Annotated in this window: 16 protein-coding genes; 2 read left to right on the top strand and 14 right to left on the bottom strand. The window is 66.9% G+C overall.

Going from position 1 to position 24,024, the window contains the following annotated elements:
* Nucleotides 1-42: 42 nt before the first annotated feature.
* The 12 genes from CS062_RS06950 to CS062_RS06895 form a co-directional block, all read right to left on the bottom strand.
* Entirely contained in the window at nt 43-765 is a 723-nt protein-coding gene (locus tag CS062_RS06950) for a hypothetical protein (protein WP_143742270.1), read from the bottom strand.
* 194 nt (nt 766-959) lie between these two features.
* On the bottom strand, nt 960-1,727 hold the full coding sequence (locus CS062_RS06945) for a hypothetical protein (protein WP_143742269.1): 768 nt from the start codon (nt 1,725-1,727) through the stop codon (nt 960-962).
* A gap of 44 nt (nt 1,728-1,771) precedes the next feature.
* On the bottom strand, nt 1,772-2,080 hold the full coding sequence (locus CS062_RS06940) for a hypothetical protein (RefSeq protein WP_099860717.1): 309 nt from the start codon (nt 2,078-2,080) through the stop codon (nt 1,772-1,774).
* 163 nt (nt 2,081-2,243) lie between these two features.
* The gene (locus CS062_RS06935) at nt 2,244-4,397 is read right to left on the bottom strand and encodes an alpha/beta hydrolase domain-containing protein (protein ID WP_233217950.1); all 2,154 of its coding nucleotides are present in this window, start codon (nt 4,395-4,397) and stop codon (nt 2,244-2,246) included.
* 83 nt (nt 4,398-4,480) lie between these two features.
* Nucleotides 4,481-5,296 carry a LytR/AlgR family response regulator transcription factor gene (locus tag CS062_RS06930; protein ID WP_099860715.1) on the bottom strand — a complete coding sequence of 272 codons (816 nt, stop codon included), beginning with the start codon at nt 5,294-5,296 and terminating at the stop codon, nt 4,481-4,483.
* 67 nt (nt 5,297-5,363) lie between these two features.
* Entirely contained in the window at nt 5,364-6,509 is a 1,146-nt protein-coding gene (locus tag CS062_RS06925) for a sensor histidine kinase (protein WP_099860714.1), read from the bottom strand.
* Between the two features lie 86 nt (nt 6,510-6,595).
* Nucleotides 6,596-7,351: a class II glutamine amidotransferase gene (locus CS062_RS06920; RefSeq protein ID WP_099860712.1), complete on the bottom strand. Its 756-nt coding sequence runs from the start codon at nt 7,349-7,351 to the stop codon at nt 6,596-6,598.
* Between the two features lie 30 nt (nt 7,352-7,381).
* Nucleotides 7,382-8,620 (bottom strand): geranylgeranyl reductase family protein, encoded by a 1,239-nt coding sequence (locus CS062_RS06915; RefSeq protein ID WP_099860710.1) that lies wholly within the window; start codon nt 8,618-8,620, stop codon nt 7,382-7,384.
* A gap of 87 nt (nt 8,621-8,707) precedes the next feature.
* Entirely contained in the window at nt 8,708-11,395 is a 2,688-nt protein-coding gene (locus CS062_RS06910) for a TonB-dependent receptor (protein ID WP_158238692.1), read from the bottom strand.
* Between the two features lie 588 nt (nt 11,396-11,983).
* The gene (locus CS062_RS06905) at nt 11,984-14,737 is read right to left on the bottom strand and encodes a TonB-dependent receptor (protein ID WP_099860707.1); all 2,754 of its coding nucleotides are present in this window, start codon (nt 14,735-14,737) and stop codon (nt 11,984-11,986) included.
* A 363-nt stretch (nt 14,738-15,100) separates the two neighbouring features.
* Entirely contained in the window at nt 15,101-17,785 is a 2,685-nt protein-coding gene (locus CS062_RS06900) for a TonB-dependent receptor (protein ID WP_158238691.1), read from the bottom strand.
* A 349-nt stretch (nt 17,786-18,134) separates the two neighbouring features.
* Entirely contained in the window at nt 18,135-20,333 is a 2,199-nt protein-coding gene (locus CS062_RS06895; RefSeq protein ID WP_099860703.1) for a malate synthase G, read from the bottom strand.
* Between the two features lie 221 nt (nt 20,334-20,554).
* On the opposite strand from CS062_RS06895, the gene CS062_RS06890 reads away from it, so the two are divergent.
* Together CS062_RS06890 and CS062_RS06885 are read left to right on the top strand one after the other, a co-directional pair.
* Entirely contained in the window at nt 20,555-21,478 is a 924-nt protein-coding gene (locus CS062_RS06890) for a LysR family transcriptional regulator (protein WP_099860701.1), read from the top strand.
* Between the two features lie 14 nt (nt 21,479-21,492).
* A complete protein-coding gene (locus CS062_RS06885; protein ID WP_099860740.1) occupies nt 21,493-21,948 on the top strand; it encodes a DUF2214 family protein in 456 nt (151 codons plus the stop codon).
* Nucleotides 21,949-22,104: 156 nt separating this feature from the next.
* On the opposite strand, the gene CS062_RS06880 is transcribed toward CS062_RS06885, so the two are convergent.
* Together CS062_RS06880 and CS062_RS06875 are read right to left on the bottom strand one after the other, a co-directional pair.
* On the bottom strand, nt 22,105-22,428 hold the full coding sequence (locus CS062_RS06880; protein WP_099860700.1) for a PsiF family protein: 324 nt from the start codon (nt 22,426-22,428) through the stop codon (nt 22,105-22,107).
* Between the two features lie 165 nt (nt 22,429-22,593).
* A complete protein-coding gene (locus CS062_RS06875; RefSeq protein ID WP_099860698.1) occupies nt 22,594-23,976 on the bottom strand; it encodes a serine/threonine-protein kinase in 1,383 nt (460 codons plus the stop codon).
* Between the last annotated feature and the right edge of the window lie 48 nt (nt 23,977-24,024).

Genomic DNA, 24,024 nt, shown 5'->3' with positions numbered 1-24,024 from the left:
CTTCCCGCGAGACGGAGATGAGGGCCGGCGGTCGAAGGCTGTTCAGCGAGCACTGCCGCCGAACGAGGCGATGACGCGCATGGGGTCCGCTGCAGCGGCCGCCCGTTCACGCCGGCCGCGAGCGATGTGGCCATCAACGAAGGCCTGAACGAACGACGCTGTCGCGCCGAGGCGCCCGTCGTTCTCGCGGTCGATCGCCTGGAAGATGGATTGGCGGAGGTGTGGCTTGAAGAGCTCCGATCGAGTCCGCGACAAGCGGCCATGTGTCTGCTGGCAGTCCTCGCGCAAAGCACGGCCGATCAGGGGTTGAAGGAAGCGGCGGAGCAATCGAAGGCTGTCGGGCGGTTCGCGCTTCCAAAGCTTGGCCATTGGCCAGTCCACCTGCCCCATCGGCGCCGGCTCGAGCAGATCCAGGCGAACCCGCTGCGCGTCCTCGATGGCAGCCCTGACTGCGAACACGGCGGCCTCGCGCCGCGGCCCGGTGACGATGTCGAAGGCCATCGGGTCGGGCAGGCCTGCGAGGCGCAGGACTTCAAAGAAGAACCCTGCGATCTCGCCGTCTCGGTGCTGCAGCACGCAAAGGCGTCCCAAGCTCGTGGCGGTACGCACGAGGCCGAGCATGCGGCCCATCGGAGATCGTGCATGCCTGGCGCTGCACGCGATCGCCTGCAGCGCACGACCAAGCCGCGCGAAGTGGTCCAGGCTTTCGATGTATCGGTGTCGCCAAGCGAGTCCCACGATCTCTTCGGCGCGGTCAAGCGGCATCGTGCTGGAGGAAGGGTTCAGGGAGAGGCGACCGTACCGGTCCACGTGCGGCGGGATGATTGGACGGGAGCGTTGCGCGTCTAGCCACGTGGCCAGCGGTACATCGTGCTGGCGGGGGAGATCGCGCTCCGCCGTCAATGCCAGGCCGGCGTCGCGCGCTGGCGAGGCAGGCGCTCGCAGAGGGGGCCTGCGGGTCACGGAGCTTCGGTGCATAGGCATCGAGCAGTGGGGTCGCCCTCGTCGTTGCCGGCACTCATCGCGTGCTCATCATGGCCGGCGGTGATCCGTGGCTCGAAGTCGGGATCGTGAGGAATGATGCGGCTCACGAATCCCAGGGCCCGCAGCGCGTTCACTGTGGGGGCCCAGATCGCCGGTAGCTGAAGCCCCGGGCAGGATTGCCAACGGCCTCGCAGGTGAACGCGGAGAGAATCGCCGCTCCTGCGAATGGCCTGCAATGCATGCAGGTCCTCCACCCTCGGAATCGCCTTGCCCAATGTCGCTTCCTGCTCCACCAACCGGGCCATGCCCTGCCGCGCATCAAGCCCAAATGAAGGTGGCAGCGGATCATGCCGGGCGATGGTCCGGACATCGCCATGGAAGCCGATGACGCTGCCTTCCTCCACAAGGACGGACACCGCGGCGGGCAACCAGTAGTTGGCACAGGCGGAGAGGCATTGGCCCCGGATGATCAGGCGGGTTTGCAGCAGCGCCATCACTGCCGCGGCTTCGATCGCGGCGCTGGCGTCTCCGCCACTGGACTTCACCAGCAACGGTGACGACGGGTGGCGTTCAAGCGCTCGAACGAGGAGTCTGGCGCTTTGCTGGTCGATGCAACCTTCGAATGCCACCAACGTCGGGGTCTCGAGGATGGACGCCTCGCAGACCGTCTGCGTGGGCATCGCAGCCGCCGTCGATGCGGCCGACAGCATGCAGCGGACCAGCAGATGCAGAAGGGCGGCCACCCTGATCGGGTGACGCGCCCCACAGCGACGTGTCATGGCCCTCATCAATACGTGCAGTTGACGGTCCGGGTGACGCTGGCCGTGTGCGTCGTCACCTCCTTGGGGGTGAGGTTGACGCCGACATAGGGAAAGGTGCCGGACAAGCTGATGCTGACGCCAGTGCCTCCGGTCGTGGTCTCGGAGCGCGTCTGCACCTGGACGTTGCTGGTACAGGACGGGTATGAGGGCCCCCAGAAGCCGGCCGAGCCGTACGAGTAGCTGCGGGCCATCGCCGCCCAGTCTTCGGATGCTTCGTACCCCCAGTGGTCACCGCCGTAGACCATGTCGATTTCATGAGGTTCAAGCTCGGTCATGTCTGCTCCTGAATTGGCATTGAAAGACAGGCGGAATTGCCTGCCTGACCAGTGTTCATTCAGGGAGCGAAGGCTTGATACGGCCTATTGCTGTGCCGTTGATGCCACTTCACCGGGGTTGCGGTGGGTGGACGACTCGAATTGCTGGAAGACGTATCCGGGGTCAGCGCAGCACGTCGCTGGCCACCGCCTCCTTCAATAGCCGCTCATGATCGGCCTTCAGCAGGAAGCCTTGTGCCAGCGCGCGGTCGGCGGCTTTCCGCACGGCGGCGACATAGCCGGCGTGATCGCGGTAGCGCTCCTCCAACGACAAGCGCGGATCGCCGTTGGCCTCGCGCTCGGCACGGGTGCGTGCGAAGGGCACGTAGCCACCGGCGTAGTTGCACACCTGGCCGGCGTGGATGCCGTTGGCGGTGATGTTCCATCCGAGGTAGGTCCCCAGCGGTGCCATCGTCAGCACGGTCGGCACGCCACCGACCTCGTTGCCGTCGGCATCGACCCGCGGCACCTTCGCCGGCAATACCCGGCGGATCGCAGGCGGAACCCGATCCGGGACACCAGCGGCCTCGACGCGATCGAAGTCCGGTCCCCAGTCGTAATCGAAGACAGGGAACACGAAGTTCTCCGGCCTGAAGACGCTGTCCGGAATACCTGGCACGCCAGCCGGAAAGCCCATGGCCTCGCGCGTCGGATCGACCAGCTCGCCGCGCGCCAACGTCGGATATCGGCTCGGTGGCGGCGGCGTTCCCTTGAGCACCCAGTCGCGCATCGCCGCGCTCAGCAGATTGCGCAGCTCTCGATGCGGCACCGGATTCGGTGCCAGCGTCGCCTGTCCGAACTGGTTGCCCGGACAGCTGAACGGCGTCGTCCCTCCGGGGTGCCGGAAGCCGCCCGCTCCGCCGCCATGCGGGCTGCCGGCGACGTAGTACCGGCGCACCTCCGGCGCCAGCGGGATGTCGACATCGGCCGACGATCCCACCCACTCCAGCGAGAGCTTCAGCGCATAAACCTCAGCGGCGCCGAAATGCTCCATGACCTTGGGGCAGGTCTTGCTGGCGGTGCAGCGCGTCAGCAAGCCTTTGGCGGGAAGCTCACGGACGCGGTCCGGCCAGTCGACCCACCATTGGGGGCCTTCGCTGCCCATCTGATAGAGCTCGAGCACCCCATCGGGTTGTCCCCAGCGGGCATTGGCCGCGACGCGGCGGCCCGCAATGATCGCCCAGGCGCCGTCATGGACCTGCCGGCCGGCCTCGTCCTGGTTCAGGCCCATGAAGAGGAACTGCCGGACCATGTTCCCCGATTGCGAGACGCCGCGGATCGCGCTGCCTCGAACCTGCCCGGCGATCGGATTGGGCGTGCCGGTGTCGTCCGCCTTCTCATGGCGGAAGAAGGCGCCGACATCCCGGAACGCCGCCATCCCGACGCCCAGCACATACGCGTTGCCCGCGGTGTAGGTCAGCTGGTAGACGCGGTCCGCCTGGAAGCCGTCGCGCAGGCAGACATGGATCGGCAGGTTGTCCGGCGCGCGCGAGGGATCGATGTCGACCGGCTTGCCGGGGAACGGGTGCTCGGCGTCGCAGCGGGCGAAGGCCCAGTCCTTCGGGTCGACCGCGCCGGCCGTGGTGATGCGGCCGTCGACCGTCTCCTTCGTGTGGATCGTCAAGGTGGCGCGCGACGTGTCGAGGGAGACCGGCAGGTAAGGCACCGGGTTGCCTTGCACCAGCAAGGGCTGCGAGTCCGGGCCGCGGCGGTTGACGATGCGCGCCATGACGGTACCGGTCACCGGCATGCCATCGACGCGGGCGATGGGCACGCGGACATAGTGGTGGCGCGCGGCCTCGGGACGCCAGCGTGGCACACCGGTGCTGCCGGCGTTGTCGGCCTGCCAGCCGCTGCGCAGGCCGATGTCGCCGGCGGCCAGCTCGCCGGGCTGCAGCCGGACTTCGCCGCCGCGGTTGGGCACGTCGTGCCAGAGGAAACCGCTCGCCGCCTTGCGGCCGACCGGTCGGGTGATCACCCAGTTGGTCTCGTAACGCACCTTGCCGTCAGGGTCCGCGCCCAGGCGCAGGTCGGTGATCACGGCATTGCGCGGGTCGGCCGGGTCCAACTCGCCGAAGGCGCGACCGCGCAGCCGCTCGTAGCCGCGCTGCTCGCCGATCAGCGGCGTCACCTCGTCGACCACGATGCGCGTCACGCGCGCATGCGCCGGGGTGGCGCCCAGGCCCGCGATCACCAGCAGCAGGGCAGCGCGCGCGGCGTCGCTCCAGGGTCCGCGTGGGCGCTCGCGCCTGAGCGGGGTCGTGTGGCCATTCCGCATGCTCGGGACTCCGTCAGGCCAGCGGCCTCGTGGAAGAAGCTGCGTTGTACCTCGACCGCGCCCGTGCTCGGCGCCGACCGGTGTCACTGTCCCTTGAACAGCCCCTGGAACTGCCGCGACACCGGCAGCTTCTCCGCGCAGCCCTTCAGCGACAGCTGCATCGTGTTCTCGTCCACGCGCGTCGCGCTGGCGATGAAGCGGCTGTTGACCAGCACCGAGCGGTGCACCTGCCAGAACACCGATGGATCGAGATCGCCCAGCAGTTCCTTGAGCGCGGTGCGGATCCAGGCCTCGCCATCGCGGTGGACCACCCGGGTGTAGCGGCTGTCGCTCTGGAAGAACAGGATGTCGTCGGGCGAGATCAGCTGGATCTCGCGGCCCTGGCTGGCCTGGATGGGTCGCATCGCGGGGCGCTGGGCCGGCAGCAGCTGGCGCAGCAATTCGAGCGTCGCGGCCGGCATCGCGGGCAGGGCGGCCGGGTCCGCCGACTCGCCGTTCCTGCCGTCCGCATCCGCGACGGTGCCCTGGGTTTGGCGCTGGCGCAGGCGCTGCAGGCACTGCTCCAGGCGAGCGTCCTCCACCGGCTTGAGCACGTAGTCGACCGCGCCCGCTTCGAAGGCCGACAGCGCGTGATCCCCGTAGGCGGTGACGAAGACGACCCGCGGCGGCTCCGCCAGCTGCGCCAGGCGCTGCGCCACCTCCAGGCCGGACATGCCGGGCATCCGGATGTCGAGGAAGCACAGCTGCGGCTCATGCTCGAGGCAATCGTCCCAGGCGTCGCAGCCGTTGACGCTGGCGGCCACGATCTCCAGCTCAGGCGCCAGTCGCGCCAGCGCCGCGCGCAGCTGCTCGCGCGGGCCTTCCTCGTCGTCCGCGATCAGCGTGCGGATCTTCGTCATGTCTGTCTCTCCCCTCGATGTGTCGTCGCCCCGCCGCAAGGCCGGTGCGCCCTGTCGCGGGCCGCGCTCAGGCGGCCGGAACCTCGACCCAGGCCAGGCAGCCGGGCGCCTGGTCCGGCGCGGGCTCCAGGCCCAGCCGGGCCTCGGCGCCGAACTGCGCCTGCAGCCGCTCCCGCGTGTTGGCCAGCCCGAGGCCGTCGCAGGCGCCCGGCGTCAGGCCCTGGCCGCCGTCCTGCACCTCCAGCCGCAGCCGGCCGTCCGCCGCCTTCACCCGCACGGCGATGTGGCCGCCACGCAGGCTCGGCTCGATGCCGTGGGTGATCGCGTTCTCCGCCAGCGTCAGCAGCGTCCCCGGCGGCAGGCTGGCGCCGGCGATCACGGCGCTGGCGCCGGCGTCCGTGTCCAGCGACCAGCTCAGCCGTTGCCCCAGCCGCGCCTGCATGATGTCCAGATAGCTGCGCACGATCTGCAGTTCCTGCTCGAGCGGCAACCGGTCCTGCTCGAACATCGGCAGCGTCGCGCGCAGGTAGCGCGTCAGCGAGCGCAGCATCGGGCCGGCGCGGTCGTCACGGGTGTCCACCCAGTGCTGCAGCGAGGCCAGCGTGTTGAAGAGGAAATGCGGCTGGATCTGCGCCGTCGCCAGCCGCTGCGCCATCGCGATGCGTTCGTCCTGGGCGTCGAGCTCGGCGAGCCGTGCACCCAGCTGCTGCGTGCGGTACAGCGTCAGGAACCACCATGACGACACCGTCAGCGTCATCCCGCCGGCGGCGAAGGGCAGCAGGTCGCGCGCCTCGTCGCGGAAGCCCAGCTTCACCATCACCAGCGTGATCAGCACCATCAGCACGCTGAGCGCCAGCGTGGCGCCGTTGAAGCGGGTGCGGGTCGGCTGGCGCCACAGCCAGCGCGCGACGCCCAGGCCCAGCGACGCCATCGCCAGGCCGCCGAACAGGATCACATGCGCCAGATGCCGCGGGAGCATCGTGTAGAAGACCAGTCCCAGCACCAGCACGTTGCTCATCACGTAGCAATCGATGCCGCTGGACCAGCCTTTCAGGCCGGAGCGCTCGATCTCGGCGGGGGAGAAGCGGCGGCGCGGGCCGGGGAACAGCCAGTAGGCCCAGTCGAAGCGGACCCCGGCGCCGGCATCGACAGCGGGCTTGGCCGGCACGGCGGTGGCGGCGGCGGCTTCGGCGGGAGCGCTGGGCGAGGTCATGGGGCGAGTCTAGGCCAGGGGTGGGGGACACACCGCCGGATGCGGCGAATGGCGGTTGGCGGGGACGACTGGCCCGCAATCCGGGCTCAGCAGAGCGGTTCGCCGCCCAGGAAGACCTTCAGCGTTCCCGGCTCGATCGGCACCCAGGTCTCGCCGCGCGTCAGCGGTTCGGTGGCGACGATGGCGATGCGGTCGTCCTCGGTGGTCTTGGCGGCCAGGTCGACGCTCAGGTCCTCGTCCTGCAGCGTCACGTGACCGAACGGCGGCCGGCGCAGCAGGTAATGCAGCCGGGTCGAGCCGTGGGCCCACAGCGCCTGGCCGTTGGACAGCAGCATGTTGAAGGTGCCGTGGCGATTGAGCTGGGGCAGCAGCTCGCGCAGCGTGTGGTTCAGTTCCTCGATGGCCGGCATGTTGGCGTGGGCCTTCGCCAGCTCCTGCATCAGCCAGCAGAAGGCCTGCTCGCTGTCGGTCTGCCCGACCGGCTTGAAGGCGGCATGCAGCCGCGGCGCGAAGCCCTTCAGGTCGCCGTTGTGCGCGAACACCCAGTAGCGGCCCCAGAGCTCGCGCACGAACGGATGGGTGTTCTCCAGCGAGACCACGCCCTGCGTCGCCTTGCGGATGTGCGCGATGACGACGTCGCTGCGGATCGGGTAGGTCTTGACCAGCTCGGCCAGCGGCGACACTCGCGCGCTGTGGTGATCGACGAAGTGCCGCAGGCCGCGGCCCTCGAAGAAGGCGATGCCGAAGCCGTCCTTGTGCTCATGGGCCCGCGTCGCGAGTCCGGCGAAGCTGAACATGACGTCGGTGGGTCGGCGGGCGTTCATGCCCATCAGCTGGCACATCGCGGTCTCTCCAGGCTCAGGTCGCGGCGCTCATTCGAGGAACAGCCGCGTGATCCCCTTCAGGCTGACCAGGTTGCCGGGGTTGCTGGTCTCGTTGAGCACGCCGCTCATGCGCTGCAGCAGGCGCGGGCTCTTCTTGGCCCGCCAGATCAGCAGGTCGGCCAGCCACGGGAAACGGTTGACGCGGTTGCCGCGCTCGTACAGGTCGTACTTGGGCTGCAGCGCGCGCAGGCCCTGCTCGTACTGGGCGCGCACCTGGGCATCGAAGCCGTCGGCGGTGCCGCGGTGCGCGAGGATCGCCTCGGCGGCGAGCAGGCCGGTCTCCATCGCCTTGCCGATGCCCTCGCCGGTGAAGGAGTAGGTCGAGCCCGCCGCCTCGCCGGTCACCAGCAGGCCGGGGCGGGTCCAGCGCGCGCCCTTGAGCGTGCAGCGCAGCGGCGCGCCCTTGAGCTCGCCGATCAGTTCGCCTTCGGCCATCAGCCGCCTGGCGGGCGGGTAATGCGCGACGAAGGCGTCGAAGATGGCGCGCAGGTTGACGTCTTTCTTCTGGCCCTTGCCGGCCAGGTCCTGATGGCTGTCGGTCACGCCCACGCCGATGTTGAAGCTGCCGTCGGGCGCCGGGAAGATCCAGCCGTAGCCCGGCTGCACCGGCTTGCACCAGACGACCTCCAGCGCCTTGATCTCGCCGACCATCGACGGCGCGCGGACATAGCCGCGCAGCGCGACGCCGCTGGGCGTGTGGCGCTCGCACATGCCGGCGGCGGTCAGCGCCTTCGGCACGGCGCCGGTGGCCAGGATCACCCAGTCCGCGGCGATCTCGTGCGGCTGGCCGTCGATCGAGAAGCGGGCGCCGCGCACCCGGCCTTGGGCGTCCTCGAGCGCCGCCTCGAAGCGCGCCGGCGCCAGGAAGCGCGCGCCGGCCTCCTGCGCGCCGAGGTTGAGGATCTCGTCGAGCTGCTTGCGCGGCAGCACGGCGAGGTGACCGGGGACGTCGATGCGGCCGCCGCGCGGTCCGACACAGCCCACGTGTGCCGAGCGCTGCGCCTTGGCCATCACCCGGTCCAGCAGGCCCAGCCGATCGAGCGCATGGTGCGCGTCGGGAATCAGGCCGTCGCCGCAGACCTTGTCGCGACCCAGCGGCTGCTGGTCGGCGAAGACCACGTCCACGCCCGCCCGGGCCAGCCAGCGCGCCGTGGCGCTGCCGGCGGGGCCGGCGCCGATGATGAGGACCTGGCACTGCGACGGCGGAGTGGATAGGAATTCGGACATACGTGAACGGAGACGGCGGAGAACGGATCCGGACAAAGAAAAAGGGCCCCGGATGGGGCCCTCGGATTGTGTCGGATTTCCTGTCAATCAGAAGTCGTAGGAACCGCGGACGTAGAAGGTGCGGCCGGTTGGGTCCGTGTAGCGCGGGTCGTAACCTGCCTGGAAAACCTGGGTCTGGAAGGTCAGCGGAGGATCGCGGTCCGCGATGTTGCGCACGCCCAGCGTCAACGAGGCGCTCTTGATCGGACGCCAGGAGGCATACAGGTCTGCCGTCGTGTAGCTGCCCACATGGTTGGTCGGTGTCACGTCGATGTAGCCGGACTTGTAGTGACCAGTCAGGCCGACGGTGAACTTGTCATAGGACCAGACGGCCGACATGGTGTGCTGCCAGCGGAAGACCGGGCCGGCACCGGAGTAGACGCCGACGTTCTGATTCCACGGCCCATCCTGCAGGTCCTGGTACTCGTACTTCGTCACGTAGGTGCTGTTCAGGCCAAGGACGATGTTGCCGGCGCCGGCGAAGCGCAAACGGTAGTTCGCGTTCAGGTCGAAGCCATTGGTGTTGTTGCCACCCAGGTTGAGTTGGCGCACGTCCACATAGCCGCAATCGGTGCCCGGGCACTGCGACCCGTCGACCGAGAGGCGGCCCTGCGAGTTGCGGTGATAGAACTGGCCGAACTTGTCCAGGTTGTTCGGGTCGAACAGCGAAGCATCGCCGATCACGCCGATCAGGTTCTTCACACGCAGCCACCAGAAGTCGACGCCGAAACTCAGGTCATTGAGCGGCGCGAACTGGAAGCCCAGCGACGCGCTCTTGCTCTTTTCCGGCTTGAGCTGGTCGTTGCCGCCGTTGCGGACCATGAACTGGGCATCGCACAGGTTGATCGTCGTGCCGCCGTTGGCGCACAGCAGCGGGTCGTTGACCGTGCTGGAGTTCGTGTACGTCGGCGCAGCGTGCAGGTCATACAGCGACGGGGCGCGGAAGCCGGTCGAGTAGGAGCCGCGGATCAGCACTTCCTTGGACGGCTGGAAGCGGAAGCTGAACTTCGGATTGGTCGTGCTGCCGAAGTCGTTGTACTTGTCGTAGCGGATCGCGGCGGTGACGTCCAGCGTCTTGAGCAGCGGCACGTTCAGTTCGCCGTAGACGGCGTAGACGTCGCGCTTGCCGGAGCTGTAGATGTTGGGGTCGATGCCGGTCGAGGCGACTACGGTCTGCGCATACGCGTCCTGCGCGTCCTGCGTGAACTTCTCCTGGCGGAACTCCGCGCCCAGCGCCAGGGCGGCGGCGCGGCCGGCACCCAGCCAGTCGCCCAGTTCACGGCTAGCATGCGCGTCGAGGTTGGTCGTGCGGCCCTTGCCGATCATGAGTCGACCGAGCGCGTTGGCGCCTTGGAGGTAGGCCGTGCCGGCCGCATCCTGGTCGCCGAATGGGTTGATGATGCCGGTCAGGATGCCTTCGGTGATCTTGTTGCCGTCGGAATAGCCGCTGATCAGGTCCTCGGTGACCTTGTTCTGGTTGTAGCTCAGGCCGGCCGAGTAGTCCCAGCCCGCCAGTGTGCCGTCCAACGACAGCACCAGGCGCTGCTGCGTGTTGGTGTTCTTGTCGCCACGCGGCCCGTTCGGGGCGTCACGCCACTTCAGCGTGATGTAGCCCGGCTGGATCGTCGCGCCGCCGTCGGTCATGGTCTGGCCGGCATACCCGTCGCCGTCATAGGTCGAGCTCAGCGCGGGATTGGTCGGATAGAACGGGTTCGCGGAGCCGTCCGGACGGAGGCGGTTCTGCACGAGGAAGCCGTACGGCACGGGGGCGATGCGCGTCTTCACCTCGGAGCGGGTGATGAAGTACTCGGCGCCGAAGGTGTGGTCGTTGTTGAGCTTGAAGCTGCCCTTCAGCATCGCAGAGGCGCGCTGGCTCTCGGGCACGTAGTCCACATAGCGCGAGGTCGACATCGTGCAGGAGGTCTGGTCCGCGTTCGGCACAAGGAAAATGCCGCTGGCGCAGGTCGGGGCGGCCGGGTTGTAGATCGTGCTGCCGTCCTGGTAGTAGTTGGCCGGCAGGGTGGAGCCGGACTTGCCGCCCACGAAGCGCGTGTTGTAGTCACGCTGTGTGCCGCCGATCGGGTCCTGCTTCTGCAGGTCGACGAAGCCGAACAGGTTGAAGCCCTGCTTGTCCAGGTCGCCGTAGCCGAAGCCGGCATTGGCGTTGCGGGTCTTGCCGCCGGCGTGCTGCGGCGAATCGAAGCCCAGCGTCACGGTGCCGCCCTGGTAGTCGGAGCGGGTGATGAAGTTGATGACGCCGCCGATCGCATCCGTGCCGTACAGCGAGGAGGCACCGTCCCGCAGCACCTCGATGCGCTCGATGGCCGCCAGCGGGATCATGTTCAGGTCGGGCGCCGAGCCGTCGAAGGCGTTGTTGGCGATCCGGCGGCCATTCAGGAGCACCAGCGTCTTGTTTGCACCGATGCCGCGCAGGTCGGCGAAGGAGGCGCCGCCGGTCGACGAGCCGACCGCCTGGCTGGTGCCCAGGCTGCTCTGGCTGGCCGTGAGGGTGCTCAGGATCTGTTCCACCGTCGTCAGGCCCTGCTGACGGATGTCGCTCATCTTGAAGGTCGTCACCGGCACGGACGATTCGGCGTCGAGCCGCTTGATCGCGGACCCCGTGACGACGACCCGCTCGAGCTGGCTCTGGTCTTGTTGTTCCTGGGCCAGCGCCGGAAAGGACGCGGCCGCAATGGTGGCGGCGACTGCCAGGCTCACCGCGTTCAGCTTGTACATATGCACCTCTAGGGGAGAGCGCCCGCCCTCCTTGTGGGTGCGGCGAGCTGGAATTGAAACGGCCTCGCATCGCGAGGCCTGTGCAAAAGTGTGCTGAGTAATCCCCATAGGTCATAGGCGGCTGTTCGTAAAGCGCACCGAATCCTGACGGCGACCTGTCGAACCTGCATTCTTTGCGGGTTTTTCCTTAATCTCGGATGACTTTTCGGTCGTGCCTGCGCCACAGTTTTCGCATTTACGCGGCATTTACTCTCACAGAAATGTCGGATATCTGAAGAGACGCAAAACGACTGAATTTCGCACGAAGCGTTGATACCACGTTTGTATTGCGTGAAGAAGGTGAGAAGGCTCGTATGAAAATAGCAACGCGCAATGTGAAATCGAATTCTCTGACTATAAGAAAGCCATTGTGATTCAATGACTTGGCGCTATCGACGCGGCAATGGCAACATTACTTCACCTTCTATTTGGTTCCGTACCAGTTGCCAATGCGTCGGTGCGTATGGCAGTGCCATAAAAAAGGGACCCCTAAAGGGGTCCCTTGTGTGCGGTTCGGAGCTCGCCGCAAGCGGCGAATCGCCTGCCGGATTAGAAGTCGTAGCTCGCGCGCGCCTGGATGGTGCGGCCCATCGGGCTGTAGTAGCGATAGTCGAAGCCCAGCATGTGGCCGCCATTGGCACGCAGCGACAGCGGGGGCTGCTTATCGAAGACATTCTTCACGCCCAGGGCCAGGGTCAGCTGCTTGTTCCAGGTGTATGCCGTCTGCCAATCCAGCGTCGCGTACGGCTTCACCTTCAGGCGGACCAGATGCTCGTTGGTCGCCGGGTTCGGATCATCGCGATCGGTCACGAAGGTCGGGAAGTCCTTGTAGCCCGACTGGAAGTTGATGTTGGCCGTGTGCGCCCAGTTGCCGGTCTGCAGCGTGTTGGACCATTGGCCCTTCCAACGGAAGGTGACCGTGCCCAGCGCGGCGTGGTTTTCAGCCACATCGGAGAAGTACTCGCCGTTGGCGAGCAGCTGCACCTTGCGATCCAGCATGTAGGTCGCGCGCAGGTTAGAGGTCAGGCGGCCGAACGGCGTGTTGACGCGGCCAGTGACGTCGAAGTCGATGCCGGAGCTGTACGACTTGCCGAGGTTGGTCGTGCTGGCGTTGTAGGCCAGGAACTTTTCGCCCGTAACCGGATCGGTGTAGACCAGCCACAGATTGGAGTACTTCTGCGGATCGCTGAAGGCCTCGTTCTCGTCGACCGAGCCGAAAGTCTTGTCGATACCGACCCACCACCAGTCTGCGCCGAACGAGAAGGACGACGTCGGTTCGACGCGGAAGCCGAGCGTGGCCTGCTTAGACTCTTCCGGCTTGACTGTCTTCACCCCGCCGGTAAACACGTTGTATTGCTTCTCGCCAGGCTGGCAGGCAGCGCCCAGGCTGGCGGCCATCGCCGCCATGCCGGGACTGCACTCGTACGGCGTCGCCGTCACGCCAAACTCCTGCAGAGGACGGTACAGCTGCCGCAGCGTCGGAGCGCGGAAGCCCGTTCCGAATGAACCGCGGAACAGCAGTTCCGGCGTCGGCGTGAACTTGAACGAGACCTTGCCATTGGTCGCGCTGTCGACATTGCGGTAGTTGTCGTAGCGGACGCTGCCGGTCACCTCCAGGTTCTTCATCACCGGGACGATCAGTTCGGCGAAGGCGCCCATCGTGTCGCGCTTGGCGTCGTAGGGGATCACGACGGTGCTGTCGCCGAACCGCTGGTCGTCGCCATTCGGGCCGCCTTCGCCGCGGGCCACCTTGCCCGGGTTGTCTTCGACCTTGTCCTGCTGGAACGAGGCGCCGACTGCCAGGTAGGCTCCGCCGGCCGCCGTCTTGAAGATCTCGCGGGAGGCCCGGAGGTCCACATTGGCCAGCGTGCTGGTTTCAACGCCATAGGCGCCGGAGATCATGATCTGCGACACGGCGTCCTTGGCGGCCTGGGATTGCTGGCCGGGAAGCACGAACGGGTTGTAGACGCCGGAGCGCAGCAATGCGCCGAAGGCCTTGGCGAGCGGATAGCCGGAATTGCTCTCTTCCACTTCCGCACGCTGGTAACCCGCCGTAGCGGAGTAGTCCCAGCCGGCCAGTTGACCTTCCAGCGACAGCCAGAAGGCCTTGTTGTCGCGATCGAAGGTGCTGGTCCGATTGCCCAGGTCGAAGGCGCGATAGGACACCGACGCGATGCGGTTCGGATCCAGGCCCAACGACTGCAGGTAGGCCGGCGTGTAGCCGACCGCTGCCAGTTGCGCGGCGAACGGGCCATTCGGATCGACGGCGACGGCGCCGGGGACCGCGGCGATCTTGCCGCTCGTCTTGGTCTTGCCCAGCAGCAGGTCCGCGCGCAGCGTGTGCTCGCCCAGCTTGACCGAGCCCGAGCCGAACAGGTTGGTGCGCTTGCGGTCGGGGAAGGCCTGGACGGTGCCGGCGTAGTCGAAGTAGCAGGAGTCGTCGACGCGCACATTCTGCGGTGCGCACTCGCCGTTCTGAGCGAGGTACACATTACGCAGCTCGGAACCGATCGTGCCGTCGGGGTTGCGGACCGGGACGTTGACGTTACCCGGGATCGCCGACGGAGAACCGTTGAAGAACTGGTAGTTCTTTCCGTCGTGACCGAAGTTGATCACGCCGGTCTTCGAGAAGTCCCGCTGGCTAGCCGTCAGCGCGTCCCGCTTGTCCATGGACAAGCCGAACAGCAGGTTGAAGCCGTTGGATTCCAGGTCGCCGAAGCCCCCGGAGATCGACGCACTGCGCTCCTTGCCGCCGCTTTCGGTCGGCACCGATACGAAGGCGGAAATGTTCTTGCGCTGCGAATTGGTGCGAGTGATGAAGTTCACCACGCCAGCCACGGCGTCGGAGCCGTACAGCGCGGAGGCGCCGTCGGTCAGCACTTCGACGCGCTCGATGATCGACAGCGGGATCATGTTCAGGTCCACCGCGCCGCCGGCTTCGCCGATCAGGCGCCGGCCGTTCAGCAGCACCAGGGTGCGGTCGCCGCCGAGATTGTGGATGGATACGGTGGCCAGACCGCCACCGCCGCCACCGACAGTGTCACCTTCGGTGAAGCCGCCCTGCACGGAGGACAGGTTCTGCATCAGCTCGGTGACCGAGGTCACACCGCTGCGCTCGATTTCGGCGCGGGTGACGGTCTGCACGGGCAGCGAGCCTTCGGCGGCGATGCGCTTGATCGCCGAGCCGGTCACGACGACCCGCTCCAACTGGGCTTGTTCTTGCGCCTGGGCCAGGGCTGCCGACGACGCGGCCGCGAGGGTGGCGGCGACTGCCAAGCTCACCGCGTTCAGTTTGTTGTTCAAAAGACACTCCTAAAGTGTTGAGCGGCGGCGCTCGTGGCGGCGCGCAAAACGTTACTGGACGGCGTTCTGGCATTTCGAATGCGTGAATGCCGTGTGAAAAGAGTGTCAATGAACGGTCTTTGCTGATCGGCGCGGGTTCCTACTAATTGAGCCAGAGGCGACCCCTGCGACGAGGGCGGCACCGCCAAGCGAAAAACCCCGCCCTGACCGGCGTCACGGGTGACTTCCGGCGAGGGGCAGGGTGAGGCCGGCCTTGTCGCAAGGGGACAAAGCCGGAAACGTTATGCGCCCAGCCCGTTGCGACTCGGCAACAGGCTGTCGTCCGGCCGCCACAGAGCGGCCGGGGATTTTCATAAAACCCGATCAGAACCCGTAAGCAGCCCGCACGAAGAACGCACGGCCCAGCGGATCCGAATAGCGCGGATCGAAGCCCCGCTGCGAACGCGTCGACTGGTTCGAGAACGGCGGGTCGGTGTCGAACAGGTTCTTCACGCCCAGCGTCAGCGACGTGGCCTTGTTGAACTTGTAGGTGCCCGACAGGTCGACCAGCGTGTACGAGTCGACATTGCCGTAGAACGACGGGCCGCCCACAACGGTGGTCGCATCGTTCTGGTCGCGGTAGCCCGACTGGTGGCGAACCGACAGGCGAGCACCCCAGTTGTTCATGGCCCACGCGGCAGAGACGTTGTGCTTCCAGCGGAAGATCACGCTCGCGTCGTTGTAGTAAGCGAGGCGGCTCTTGAACTTGTCCTCGGGGCTGGTCTGGTACTCGTACTTGTGGACGTAAGTACCTTCATATGCCAGCGACAGGTTGCCCCAGCCGCCCAGGCTCTGGCTGTAGGCCGCGCTCAGGTCCAGGCCATCCGTCTTGATGCGACCGATGTTCTCGTTGTGCGTGATCAGGTATGCGATCGCCGGGCCGTTCACCCACAGCCCGGAGCAGCGCTGCAGGTTGGCCTGCTCGGCCACCGGCACCTGGTTGCATCGGACGATGCGGTCGGCATAGCGGGTCGAGTTGGCCAGCAGCGTGTCCACCGGCAGCACGTCGATCTGGTCGCGCAGCTTGATGTTCCAGTAGTCCACCGCGACGGTCAGCGCCTTGGTCGGCTCGAACACCGCGCCCAGCGTGAAGGTCTTCGACTTTTCCGGACGCAGGTTGGCGTCACCGCCGTTCTGCACCTGCGGCTGCTGGCGGCAGTCGCGGCTGCCGATGCCGCCCAGGGCGACGATCGGGTTGCCGTTGGCGTCGCACAGCACCGGGTCGTTCTTCGCGCCGGCGGTGAAGGTGACCGACTTGGGCGCGTACAGGTCATCCAGCGCGGGGGCGCGGAAACCGGTGTTGTACGAACCACGGAACGCCAGTTCCTTCATCGGCTGGAAGCGCAGGCCGATCTTCGGATTGGTCGTGCGACCAGCGTCGGAATAGTCGTCGGTTCGCAGCGCCAGCTGGACCTCGACCATCTTGTGCACCGGCAGCAGCAGTTCGACGCCCAGCGCCTTCACGTCCCGCTTGCCGCCGACGTGGTTGGGCGAACGACCGGCCGACGGGATCGCCAGCACGACGGCGTCGTTGGTGTCGTTCTTGTAGAACTCCTTGCGGAATTCACCGGCCACTGCGATCGCCGCGCGACCGCCCGGCAGGTCGAAGATCTCCTTGCTGACGCGGGCATCGACGCTCTTGGTGGTGCCCAGAGCATTGGCGAAGACGCCAGCGCGCTTGGCCTGCTGGATGATGGCCAGTTGCGCGGGAGTCGCTTCCCCGAACGGGTTCAGATTGCCGGCGGCAACTTGGGCCCGCACGAACGGAGCGTTCACATAGCCGTCCACGGCGGCGTCACGGGCAGTGCTGCGCGAGTACAGGGCCCCGACGCGGTAATCCCAGCCTGCAAGCACGCCGGACAGGTCGGCCACGACCCGCTGCGCCTCGGCATGGGCGCCGTTGGTTCTCGGACCCGCCGGCACCATGCGCCAGCCCACGCTGATCGGCTGGGTCAGGTTGATGCCGGGATAGGTGCTCGGGAAGAATGGATTGCTCGGCTGCATCGTGATGCCGGTCACCGGATCCGGCGCGACGCGCGAGATGTTGTCGTTGACGGTCTGGTTGCCTTCCAGCGAGAACTGGTGGTCGTCCGAGAGCTTGAAGGTGAAGCGGCCGGCGAGCGTGTCCTGCTTGGTGTCCGGGATGATGTCGATCGTCGAGCTGAAGTCGAAGATGCAGTTCGCCGCGTTGGTCGGGCTCACCAGCGACAGTGGCGGTTGGCAGCCCGGAGCGGTCGGATTGCCGCCGAAGTTGCCTTGCGTGAAGTTGCCCGGGAAGGTGGTCCCCGAGCTTCCGGACACGCCGCGCGACGGGATGATGCCGGTCCGCGCGAAATCGCGGTCCAGTGCGCGCACGCGTTGTTGGCGACGCTGGTCGTACGAGGCCCAGAAGTTGATGCGGTCCTTGTCCAGGTCACCGAAGCCGATCGTCACCGATCCGCCTTCTCTCTTGCCGCCGTCCTCCTGCGGACGAGTGGCCTCCAGCACGATCTGGCCGCCGCGGTAGCTGGTCTTGGTGATGAAGTTGATGACGCCGCCGATGGCGTCCGTGCCGTACACGGCAGAGGCGCCGTCGCGCAGCACCTCGACGCGGTCGATCACGGCGAACGGGATCGAGTTCAGGTCGACCGCGGTGGCGCCGAAGGCGAAGGCCGTCATGCGGCGGCCGTTCAGCAGGACCAGGGTCTTGTTGGTGCCCAGGCCTCTCAGGTTGGCGTATGCAGCGCCACCGGTGCTGGAGCCGATCGAATTGGAGCCGGTGCTGCTGGACTGGCTGGATGCCAGCAGGTCGATGATCTGCTCGACGCTGGTCACGCCCGACTGGCGCAGTTCATCGGCCTTGATGACCGAGATGGGCAACGCGCCTTCGTCGGCGATGGACCGCTTGATGGCGGAGCCGGTGATTTCGATGCGTTCCAGCTGTTGGGGCTGCGCGTTCTGTGCGTGCGCGCCCATCGAGGCCGCGAGGATCGCTGCGGCCAGGCTGACTTGGCGAAGAGAGTGGGACATGCCTGTTCCGGAAATGGCAAAAATGACAAGCAGCATCCTGTCGCTGGCGGCTGCCATGTGACCAGATGCTGCGCGAAGGTGAAGAAACTTTAAGGAACAGGTGTTTCCGGCGACCCTGGGGGTGCACCCTACGGGAATCCCGCCATTGCGAGACGCGTTGCGAACAACTACCGGCTGACGATGCCGAAAGTCACGCACGTTTTCTGGAAGGCAAGTACGTCCAAAACGGCAAAAGTGACATGCACGAAACAACGAAGCGGCCCGGGGGGCCGCTTCTACAGCGTCGACGTACACCGCACGATGGCGGCGAATTCGAGCAGATGACGGCGTTGCGCCGGTGTTGTGCGCCTTAACGGGCTGCGCCGGCCTTCCGCTTCTGCCGCCACGCATGCAGCAGTGGCTCGGTATAACCGCTCGGCTGTTCCCTTCCCTGGAACACCAGGTCCAGCGCCGCCTGGTAGGCCATGCTTTGCGGGCGACCGGCCATCGGTTCGTAGAGGGCATCCCCGGCGTTCTGTCGGTCCACGACCGCCGCCATCCGTTCGAATGTCGCCCGAACCTGTTGTTCGGTGACGACGCCGTGATAAAGCCAGTTCGCCACGTGCTGACTGGAAATGCGCAGCGTGGCGCGGTCTTCCATCAGGCCGACGCCGTTGATGTCCGGCACCTTGGAGCAGCCAACCCCCTGGTCGATCCAGCGCACCACGTAGCCCAGGATGCCCTGGATGTTGTTGTCGAGCTCCTGCTGCTTCTCGGCATCGGACCAGTTCGGCGTGTCCGTCACCGGAATGGTCAGCAGACGCTGAAGCAGTTCGGCGCGATCGACGCCAGGCGCTTCCGCCTCGATCTGCTGCTGCACCTGCGCCACGCTGACCTGGTGGTAATGCAGCGCATGCAGCGTCGCGGCGGTCGGGCTGGGCACCCAGGCGGTATTGGCGCCCGCCTTCGGGTGCGCGATCTTCTGCTCGAGCATCGCAGCCATCAGGTCGGGCATCGCCCACATGCCCTTGCCGATCTGCGCCCGACCCCGCAAGCCGGCGCTGAGGCCGACCAGCACGTTGTTGCGCTCATAAGCCTGGATCCAGGCGCTGGTCTTCATGTCGCCTTTGCGCAGCATCGGGCCGGCCAGCATCGCGGTGTGCATCTCATCGCCGGTGCGGTCGAGGAAGCCGGTGTTGATGAAGGCGACGCGGCTGGGTGCCGCGGCGATGCAGGCAGCCAGGTTGACGCTGGTGCGGCGCTCCTCGTCCATGATGCCCAGCTTGACCGTCGACGACGGCAGGCCCAGCAACTGCTCGACGCGGCCGAACAGTTCATTGGCGAAGCCGACCTCGGCCGGTCCGTGCATCTTGGGCTTGACGATGTAGATCGAGCCCCGGCGCGAGTTGCGCAGGCCCGAGCCCGACAACTGCTTCAGGTCATGCAACGCGATCAGCGTCGTGATGACGGCGTCCATGATGCCCTCGGGGATCTCCCGCCCGCCGTCGAGCAGGATGGCCGGATTGGTCATCAGGTGGCCGACATTGCGCACGAACAGCAGCGAACGGCCCGGCAACACGACGTCCTGGCCGCCGCCCGCCGCCTTGTAGACGCGGTCCGGGTTGAGGCGCCGCACGAAGCTGCGACCGCCCTTGCTGACTTCCTCGGTCAGAGACCCCCGCAGAATTCCCAGCCAGTTGCGGTAGGCGAGCAGCTTGTCCTCGGCATCGACGGCGGCGATCGAGTCTTCGAGGTCGAGGATGGTCGACAGCGCCGACTCCATCAGCAGATCGGACACGCCGGCGGCATCGGTCTGGCCGATCGGCGAGGCGCGATCAATCTGCACTTCGATGTGCAGGCCGTGATGGCGCAGCAGGACGGCTGTCGGCGACGCGGCGTCGCCCAGGTAGCCGACGAACTGCGCCGGGTCTGCCAGTCCGACGTCGCGGCCGTCCTTCAGGGCGACGGCGAGCGCGCTGCCGTTGACGCGGTAGCCGGTGGCGTCGGCGTGCGAGGCGCCCGCCAGCGGCGCGGCCTGGTCCAGCACCTGGCGCGCGAAGGCGATGACCTTGGCGCCGCGGGCCGGGTTGTAGCCGCCGGCTCGTTCGGCGCCATCGGTCTCGGGAATGACGTCGGTGCCGTAGAGCGCGTCGTACAGCGAGCCCCAGCGCGCGTTCGCCGCGTTGAGCGCGTAACGCGCATTCAAGATCGGAACGACCAGTTGGGGGCCGGCCTGGATTGCGAGCTCCGCGTCCACGTCGGCGGTCGTTGCCTTCGGATCGGCCGGCAGGGGCACCAGGTAGCCGATCTGCTGGAGGAAGGCTTGATACGCCGCCATGTCGCGGATCGGCCCGGGGTGGGCTCGGTGCCAGCCGTCGAGCTCGGCCTGCAATCGGTCGCGCTCCGCCAGCAAGTCGGCATTCCTGGGGGCCAGGTCATGGGCCAGCGCGTCGAAGCCCTGCCAGAAGGCGGCGGGCTCGATGCCGGTGCCGGGCAGCGCCTCGGTCTCGATGAAACGGGCCAGGGCGGTGTCGACCTGGAGGCGGTGGTGTTGGCTGCGTGCGCTCATGGCGGCTCCCAAGATGCGAAGGAAACGGCGACTGGAAGGCGGGGCAAGATACGGGCCGGTGCGCGGTCCTCCCCGATCGGAACGCACCGACTTTAGGCCGCCACAGGCCGTCGATTCATGTCGATGCTGGTCGGGGATCCCTGACTTTTTTGCACAAATAACAACGCATCGGGTCTCCATTCATTGCTTGCGACGGCGCAACGGTCCAACAATCAACGGCCATGGACCGCCTCAAACAGATCGAGTCCTTCGTGCTGGTCGCGACCAAGGGCAGCCTGACGGCCGCGGCACAAGCCGAAGGCGTGGCGCCTGCGGTGATGGGACGTCGCCTCGACGCACTGGAGGCGCGGCTGGGCGTGAAGCTGCTGCTGCGCACGACCCGCAAGCTGACCCTGACGCATGAGGGCACCGCCTTCCTGGAGGACTGCCAACGCCTGCTGGTCGAGTTCGCGAGCGCCGAGGCCAGCGTCAGCGCCGGCGGCGTGAAGGCCAGCGGTCATCTGCGCATCACCGCGCCGGCGGGTTTCGGTCGTCGTCATGTCGCGCCGCTGGTGCCGGCCTTTCTCGCACGGCATCCAGAAGTCAGCCTCTCGCTGAATCTCAGCGACCGGGTCGTCGACATCGTCAACGAGGGATTCGACTGCGCCGTGCGGGTGGGTGACCTCAGCGATTCGAGCTTGATCAGCATGCGGCTGGCGGACAACCGCCGGCTCTGCGTGGCAGCACCGTCCTACCTGCGACGCGCCGGCACGCCGCGCCATCCGTCCGAGCTGATGCGGCACGAGTGCCTGACCTTGAGTTCCGATGCCAGCCAGACGCGTGGTTGGGCTTTCCGCGTGGACGGCCAGGTGCAGCATCTGCGGCCGAGCGGTCGGCTCGATTGCAGCGATGGCCAGGTGCTGCACGACTGGTGTCGGCAGGGCCTCGGGCTGGCTTGGCGCAGTACCTGGGAGGTGGCCGCCGCCCTCCGTGCTGGCGAACTGGTCAGCGTGCTTGACGACTTCGCGGCGCCGCCGAACGGCATCTTCGCCGTGCTGCCCCAGCGCAAGCACCTGCCGCTGCGGGTGAGGCTCTGGATAGACTTCCTGAAGGAACACTACGGCAGCGCCGACCATTGGGCGCGCGCCGCCACCTGGGAACCCTGATCACCGGAGACCTCATGACGCTCGAAGCCCTGCTCGCCGGTCTGCACATCGTGGCGATCCTCAGCCTGGTCGTGTTCCTCTCCAGCCAGGCGGCGCTATGCCGGAGCGAATGGATGAACGCGGCGGTGGTGCGGCGCCTGTCGCGACTGGACGTGATCTACGGCGTGACTGCCGTTGCGGTGCTGCTCACCGGCCTGGCCCGCACCTGGTGGGGCATGAAGGGCCTGGGCTGGTACTGGCATCAGCCGCTGCTGCATTTCAAGTTCGGCATGTTCCTGGTCATCGGCCTGATCTCGATCAAGCCGACGCTGACCTACCGTCGCTGGGTCAAGGCGTTGGATGGCGGTGCCGGCCTGCCGAGCGATGCCGACGTGCGTGCCACCCGACGCCTGGTCATGATCCAGGCCCATTTGCTGATCCTGATCCCGATCGCGGCGGTGATGCTCGCACGCGGCGTGCTGACCAAATGACGTACCGCTGTCTGCCGATATCAACGGAACGAACCCGCTGAAATCGGCCGAGTGACGCGACGCTGCAGCGGGATGCTCCGCTAGGCGCAAACCGCAGCCATAGCGGCGCTATGGCGAGGATTTGCAACACCGCGGAGCGCCCGCTGCGGCGTTGCGTCACTTGGCCGAGAGGCATTCCTTCATGAAGGCTTTGCGCTCATCGCCGGTCTTGCCCTTGGCCTCGGCGTTGCAGGTCGTCATCTTGGTCTGCTGCGCGGTCTTGGCCGGCGCGGTCTCGCCCTTGAGGCAACTGCTCATGAAGGCCTTGCGCTCGTCGCCGGTCTTGTCCTTGGCGTCGGCATTGCAGGACTTCATCAGCTGCTGCTGCTTGAGCTGCTTCTCGGACGGCGCCTTCTTGGCGTCGTCCGCGGCGTGCGCGCCCAGGGCGGCCAGCGCCAGCAGCGCGCCGGCGAACAGCGAGGTCGGGGTCAGGCGTTTCATCACTCTCTCCTACGGGGCTACAGGGGTTTGGGGAAGGACCTGGGGGCAGTGGAGCACACCCACGAGCGGCTCTCAATAGCGATTGATGCCCGTCAAGAGACCCACTGACTCGGGTCGGTTGACGTGGATGCGGCGGCGGCCTGGAAGGACCGGTCGGCATCTGACTCACATGATCCGGCGCGGAGACGCCAGCGCCTCATGCGCCAGATGGAGTCGCCTGACCAGGACCTGGATGAACGCGCGATCGAAGCGGTGCTGGCACTCGGGGCTGAGCTGGCCCAGCGAATCGGGCGTGAAGGACACGGTTGTGCAAAGTTGGGTCACCCGGATGTCGGTGCTGTGGCGCCGCAGGTCGGGGTTCGGCGCGAGGTAGGCCATCTCCCCGACCGAGGTGCCGGTGCCCAGCGTCGCGACGAGCGCGCCGTCGCGCCAGACCTCGACCTCGCCCTGCGTGATGATGTGGAAGGTGTTGCCTTCCTGGCCCTTCTTGAACAGCAGGTGGTCGAGCGGATAACGCCGCCATCGCGCGCGCCGCACCACTTCCCATAGCTCGACGTCGCCGAAGCCGGCGAAGAACTCCAGGTCGCGCAACAGGTTGAAGCGTTCCGAATCCTTGACCTCGTTGAGGCGCGCCAGCGGTACCAGCTGCCTGGCCACCAGCTCCGACAGCGCCTGGCCGAAGGCCTCCCAGTCGGCATGGCGCTCGTGCGGATGCTTGGCCAGCGCCTTCTGGATGACCGCGTCCAGCTCCGGCGTCACGCCCCCGCGCTGGCCGAGCAGCGGTTGCGGCGACTGGTGATAGATCTGGTGCATCAGCGCCATCTGGTTGGGCGCGTCGAAGGGGGGGCGGCCGCAGACCATGTGGTACAGCACCGCGCCCAGCGAATAGATGTCCGCCTGCGCGCCCACATCGCCGCCTTCGATCTGCTCCGGCGGCATGTAGGCCAGCGAGCCGACCCGGTGCACCTGCGTCATGTCCGCATTGAGGTTGAGCGCGCTGCCGAAGTCGCTGACCTTCACGTCGGTCACCTGGCCCTGGCTGTCGAGCACCGCCAGCAGGTTGGCGGGCTTGATGTCACGGTGCACGACGCCTTGGCGGAACACGTAGGACAACGCCATCGCGCACTTGAATCCCAGCTCGACGATCTGGTCCAGCGGCAGCAACCGGTCGTTGCGGCAGAAGTGCTTGAGCGTCACGCCATGGACGTACTCCATGACCAGGTAGGGCAGGTCGCCGTCCTGCACCGCGTCCAGGATCTGCACCACGTTCGGATGCTGCAGCCGGCCCGCCAGCGCGGCCTCGGCGGCGAAGAAGCGGATGCTGAGCGTGTCCTCCTCGGCGGGGCCGCCGCCGGACCAGGCGCGCATGCGCTTGATCGCGACTTCCTGGCCCTTGAAGTCGTCCATCGCCAGGAAGACGTCGCTGGTCGCGCCCTCGCCCAGCCGGCGCAGCACGCGGTACTTGCCGATCTGCTCCGGCAGGTCGGCCAGCCCGCCGAGCGTCGAATCGGAAAAGCTGGCAGGGCGTGGATCGACGGGGGCGCTCATCGGAGGGGCATCCTGCCCCACGAGGAGGGCGCCGGCAAGGGGGCGTAC

The organism is Roseateles chitinivorans (genome assembly GCF_002761755.1).
Classification (GTDB): domain Bacteria; phylum Pseudomonadota; class Gammaproteobacteria; order Burkholderiales; family Burkholderiaceae_C; genus Roseateles; species Roseateles chitinivorans.
The sequence above is the reverse complement of the archived record's forward strand: the minus strand, read 5'-3'. Positions and strand labels throughout refer to the sequence as shown.